The organism is Pseudomonas sp. (assembly GCF_026224925.1).
Lineage (GTDB): Bacteria > Pseudomonadota > Gammaproteobacteria > Pseudomonadales > Pseudomonadaceae > Aquipseudomonas.
Window position 1 is genome coordinate 1 of record NZ_JAMFRV010000603.1, and the last position, 5640, is coordinate 5640.

5 protein-coding genes and 1 pseudogene are annotated in these 5640 nt (G+C 56.9%); 3 read left to right on the forward strand and 3 right to left on the reverse strand.

Annotated features, from left to right (window positions below; translation table 11 throughout):
• Positions 1 to 148 (reverse strand): annotated as a pseudogene (locus M0974_RS25100) (MFS transporter); the annotation flags it as partial.
• A gap of 105 nt (positions 149 to 253) precedes the next feature.
• Between M0974_RS25100 and M0974_RS25105 the strand changes: the two are divergent.
• Positions 254 to 808: a TetR/AcrR family transcriptional regulator gene (locus M0974_RS25105; protein WP_297843413.1), complete on the forward strand. Its 555-nt coding sequence runs from the start codon at positions 254 to 256 to the stop codon at positions 806 to 808.
• 2 nt (positions 809 to 810) lie between these two features.
• Positions 811 to 2136 (forward strand): leucine-rich repeat-containing protein kinase family protein, encoded by a 1326-nt coding sequence (locus M0974_RS25110; RefSeq protein ID WP_297843416.1) that lies wholly within the window; start codon positions 811 to 813, stop codon positions 2134 to 2136.
• Between the two features lie 18 nt (positions 2137 to 2154).
• Here the strand turns inward: M0974_RS25110 and M0974_RS25115 are convergent, their stop codons facing one another.
• Entirely contained in the window at positions 2155 to 2859 is a 705-nt protein-coding gene (locus tag M0974_RS25115; protein ID WP_297843418.1) for a YebC/PmpR family DNA-binding transcriptional regulator, read from the reverse strand.
• Positions 2860 to 3153: 294 nt separating this feature from the next.
• On the opposite strand from M0974_RS25115, the gene tssI reads away from it, so the two are divergent.
• Complete coding sequence (gene tssI, locus M0974_RS25120) at positions 3154 to 4953, forward strand: type VI secretion system tip protein TssI/VgrG (RefSeq protein ID WP_297843421.1); 1800 nt, start codon at positions 3154 to 3156, stop codon at positions 4951 to 4953.
• A 3-nt stretch (positions 4954 to 4956) separates the two neighbouring features.
• Here tssI and M0974_RS25125 read toward each other — a convergent pair.
• Positions 4957 to 5640: enoyl-CoA hydratase-related protein (locus M0974_RS25125; protein WP_297843423.1), on the reverse strand; the 684-nt coding region annotated here is incomplete at its 5' end.

Genomic DNA, 5640 nt, shown 5'->3' on the forward strand with positions numbered 1-5640 from the left:
AGGAGAATCCCCAGTTTTGCTGGTACAAGTGATACAGCGGGGTTGGCGCACTCGACGCGGCAAAGAAGCACAGGTTGGTAATAGCAAGAAAACCTACGCTGCTGCGAGCACGAACCGTCGGAGACAGGTTCTGCAAAGGGTCGGACATGGGTACACTCTCCAATAAAGCAAACCGCAAAAGCAATTTATTAGCTTTTGCGAGTGTGCATCGCGATTTCGCTTAAAGCAAATTCTTTGTGTTAAGGTCTGCCGCATGGCTATTAAAGAAGGTATTCGCACGGGTGGCCGCAGTGCCCGTGTTCAGGAATCGATCCACGCGGCTATCCGTGACTTGTTGCTTGAGCATGATCGCTCGACCATCAGTGTGCCTATGATCGCTGTCCGCGCAGGTGTCACGCCTTCTACCATCTATCGACGCTGGGGTGATTTGACCAGTTTGTTGGCTGATGCCGCGGTCGAGCGCCTGCGCCCAGACATCCCAATCAACTGCGGCAACGTGCGCGACGATTTGCAAAGTTGGACCGAGCAATACCTAGACGACATGAACTCCGCAGCAGGCCGGGAGATGATGCGTGATGTGATCGGCAGCGCCGCCAGCTGTTCGAGCAAGTGTGCGTCTATCGTTCGTGATCAACTGCAGATCATCGTCGATCGAGCCCTCATCCGAGGTGAGGCAACCCCTCCGGCGGAAGAGTTGGTCGACGCCATTGTTGCGCCGATGATTTATCGCATTCTTTACTCAGAAGCGGCGCCGACTCTGGAACGGATGTTTCAGTTGATTGATATCTGCCTGGCCCGGCACCGTTGACCATGGGTGGAGATAATCGACCCCACACCCTCGAACGACTCCGCGCAGGCAAATTGACGGGCATTAAGCGTCTGGATTTGTCCTGTGGGCTGGTCGAATTTCCGCCGGAAATTTTTGACCTTGCCGACTCTCTTGAAGTTCTCAATCTGACCGGCAACTTACTCAGCAGCTTGCCGGCAGACCTGAGTCGCCTGAAAAACTTGCGGGTACTGTTCTGCTCAGAGAACCAGTTCACAGAGCTGCCGGCGTGTATCGGTCAGTGCTCTCAGTTGCAAATCGTCGGCTTCAAGGCCAATCAGATTCAACACGTTCCGGCCGCTGCCCTGCCGCCGTTGCTGCGCTGGTTGATCCTGACCGATAACCGGATTGAAACGTTGCCTGACGCGTTGGGCGACTGTTCAGCGTTGCAAAAACTGATGCTGGCAGGCAATCAGCTGCAACAATTACCGGCATCGCTTGCCCGCTGCACGCAACTTGAACTGCTGCGCATCTCTGCCAACCGCCTGACCGCGCTGCCTGACTGGCTATTAGCACTGCCTGCGCTTGCCTGGTTAGCCTACGCGGGCAACCCACTGCCCACTCACCACGCCGAGACACCTATCAGGCAAATTGCGTGGTCGCATCTGCAGGTGCAGCAGCAACTGGGTGAAGGCGCCTCCGGGGTCATTCAACAGGCGCTGTGGCAAGCGCCTGAGCGACAAGAAGCCTGCGTGGCGATCAAGCTCTACAAGGGCAGCATCACCAGTGACGGCTCACCGCTGAACGAGATGGCAGCCTGCATAGCTGCTGGCGCGCATCCAAACCTGATCGCCGTTGAAGGACAAATTGCCGAACACCCGCACGGGCAGGTTGGTTTGGTGATGCAACTCATCGCCCCTAGCCACGGCAACCTCGCAGGGCCACCTAGCCTTGAGTCGTGTACCCGCGATGTCTATTCAGCCGAAACCGCTTTCTCCCTGGGCACCGCACTGCGCCTGGCGCGTGGCATTGCATCGGTGGCTGAGCACCTGCATGCCTGCCGCCTGAGCCATGGAGATCTATACGGTCACAATATCCTGTGGAACTCGAACGGTGACTGCCTGCTGGGCGACTTCGGCGCAGCGTCGTTCTATCCGACAGAAAACCCAGAACAAAGCGGGCTGCTGGAACGGATTGAAGTCAGGGCGTTTGGGATATTGCTGGGCGAACTGATCGAGCGGTGTGAACCGATTGAGATAGCCGAATGGAGGGAGCTACACGTCCGATGCATTCAGCCTGATGTGCTTGCGCGGCCATCGTTTGTTGAGGTAAGTCGGGTGTTGACGGCGTTCGAGACACCCGACACATAGCCTTCGCGAGTTCTAAACCTACCCCGCCAACCCTACATACACATTCTGCACATCGTCATGCCCGTCAATCGCTTCCAGAAACGCCTCAACATCAGCCATTTCCTCATCGCTCAAGCCGTCAACAGTGCTTTTCGGCCGGTAGCCCAACTGTGCCGACTGAACCGTAAAACCAAACTCGGGTAGCGCTTTGCACACCGCATCCAGATCGGTCAACTCGGTCAAGAACAGCGTTGCGCCCTCTTCACCCGGTTCAAAATCCTGTGCACCAGCCTCGATAGCCGCCAACTCAGCGTCAGCATCGGGACCGGAGGGCACAGCCTCGATCATGCCCAAATGGTTGAAGTCCCACGAAACCGAACCCGCAGCACCCAATTGCCCCTTACGGAACAGCACCCGAATTTCCGAAACCGTGCGATTGATATTGTCGGTCAGGCACTCAACAATCACTGGAACACGGTGTGGCGCAAAACCTTCGTACGTCAGCCGCTCGAAGGTAACGCCTTCGCCCAACAGGCCCGCGCCCTTCTTGATTGCGCGCTCCAGCGTTTCCCGGGGCATCGAAGCTTTTTTTGCTTGCTCGACGACCAACCGCAAACGCGCATTGGTTTCAGGATCGGCGCCGGCTCGCGCAGCGATCATGATTTCCTTGGACAGCTTGCCGAAAATACGACCCTTGGCATTGGATGCTGCTTCTTTATGCTTGACCTTCCACTGTGCGCCCATGTTGTTCTCTTGATCCGTGGCTGATAACGGCCACCGCGGCGGTCAGCAGACGGCTGACGAGGCGGAGGCAAAACGCTGAAATTTGGCGGCCATTTTATACGCGATGACGCCAGATGAAACCCCCCGCTATTCAGACAGCCCTCAAACAGCTCCGGTAGAGCGTCCAAACAGCCTACAACGCTTGTAGGAGGTGGCCTACTCTGTAGTCCTTTTCCGAAAAACGGCGCAGCGCTGACGTTCTCCTTCGGCATTCCGTACCCTCTGCGCAAGACTTTCAAAATTAAGGAAGAGCAGTTGAGTCAAGACACGGAAAAACGGGCCACATTGACCATCGGCGACAGCCCACTGACACTGCATGTCATCCGCTTCAGCGGCAGTGAGGCGTTGAATCGCCCCTATCGGTTCGAAATCGACTTCATAAGCCCAAGCGTTACGCCGGACGCCGGGGTTCTCACATCACGCAGCGCTTATCTTTCTTTTGGCGAGGTGCATCAAGGGGTTCATGGGCTGATCGGCAACGCTATCGTGCTGTATGTCGGTAAAGGAATCAGCCATGTTCGTATAACACTGGAGCCACGCCTACAAACGCTGCAACAGCGTTACCACCGGCGACTGCATCAACAGTCGAGTGTCCCGCAGATCCTCCAGAAATTGCTCGAAGAACACGGTATCGGTAAAGATCATTACCGCTTGGAACTAACCGTGGGTACGTATCCGCCACGGCAGACCTGCGCTCAATATGACGAAAGTGATCTGCACCTGTTGCAGCGTTTGTGCGCAGAAGAAGGCATCCACTTTCGTTTTGAGCACAGTCGCCATCGGCATCTGTTGATTTTCGCAGACGATCCGGCGAATTTTCGCGAACTATCGGCGCCAACCCGCTACCAAAAAGAGCTCGACCACGCCACGCTGGCCCCCAGCATCAGTCATCTGGCCGAACATTTCTCTGTCCACACCATGAGATCCGGGCACGACCGCCCCCCACGACAGGTTGACGATCAAGCGGCAACCGCCGACGAGCAGAACCCTCTACAGGTACCTGTCCACGGCTTTGCGGCCAATCAATCGCGGGGCGCCCTGCATCGTGCAAAGCTGCCAAACGCCGCCGAAGCGAGACGACGCCAACTGAGCGAACGTACCCTGGAGCGTATGCGCTGTGAACGACGGCACGTGTATGGACTCAGTGATCAGCCAAGCCTGGTTAGTGGCCAAATACTCTCGGTGCTGGCTCACCCCAACACGCTGTTCAACGATCAGTGGCTGCTGACCGACGTCCACCACGTGGGGAAACAACCTCAGGTACTGAACGGATTAGACCCGGCAGACATCGAAGGGATCATTAAGAGCGCCTCCCTCGAAACCTATCAACAGCCGCAGTTTCCCTTTGCGGGACCGGTGTCGAGTGTTGAGATTGCGCCGTTCACCAGCGGCTATAGAAATCGCTTCCGGGTTATTCCCTGGACCCTGCCCTATCGTCCACCACTGACGCAGCAAAAACCGCAGATTCTCGGCCCTCAAACTGCCACGTTAATCGGGCCATACGGTCATGCAGTAAAGCGCGACCCACAAGGACGGATTCAAGCAAAGCTGCATTGGCCTGTGTCGCCAACGAATGAGGAGGCGGTCCTTTGGTTGCGCCTGGCCGTTGCAACGCCAAGCAATGAGGCGCCTTGCGAAGTGTTAGCAGGCAGTAAGGTGCTGCTGAGCCATTTCGACGACGATCCGGACCAACCAATCATCTGTGGGTTGGTGAAAAGCGCTACCGCGCAATTCATGCGCCCACGCATCCAGATTGATGGCCGAGCACTGAGTTCTATCGCGGCGCACATTCACCTAAGTGCCGGGCAGACGCTGGACGTCGACGCGAGCGACTCTGTGACCCTGACCAGCCAACACGCCCGCCTCCAATTGCACACCGACAGCCTTCGGATGACCGCCCTGAAAAACCTGGCCGGCGGATCTTGTCGGGAAACCGAAATTCGTTACGGGCAGGCGCCCAGTCGCTCTAGCCCCCCTGAGCACCTGACGACTGCCACTGATTTCAGCGCGTTGTTGCAGCCGCTGGACCGACCGCAACCGGACCCGAATTCATAACCGTCAACGCCCCTTGAACTGAGGCTCACGTTTCTCAATAAATGCTGCCATGCCTTCCTTCTGATCATCCGTAGCAAAGGCGGCGTGGAATACCCTACGCTCGAAACGAATGCCTTCGGCGAGGCTGACTTCAAAGGCCCGGCTCACGCTTTCCTTGACCATCATCGCCACCGGGAGGGACTTCGCGGCGATGTCGGCAGCCACCTTCAGCGCTTCGTCGAGCAGTTCATCGACCGGTATTACCCGCGACACCAGCCCTGAGCGCTCGGCCTCGGCAGCGTCGATCAAACGTCCACTAAGGCACATCTCCATCGCTTTGGCTTTGCCAACAGCACGCGTCAGGCGCTGAGTGCCACCCATACCGGGCAATACACCCAGTTTGATTTCGGGCTGACCAAATTTCGCGTTATCGCCGGCCAGGATGAAATCGCACATGAGTGCCAACTCACAACCACCGCCCAACGCAAAACCGGCGACCGCCGCGATCATGGGTTTGCGACGACTGGCGACCCGATCGCTGTCAGAGAACAGGTCGTCCAAGTAGATCTGCGGATACGTCAGCTCAGACATTTCTTTGATATCGGCGCCTGCTGCGAAGGCCTTTTTTGAACCTGTCAGCACGATACAGCCGATGTCACGATTGGCGTCCAGCAGGTCCAGTGCCTGGTTCAATTCACTAACCAATTG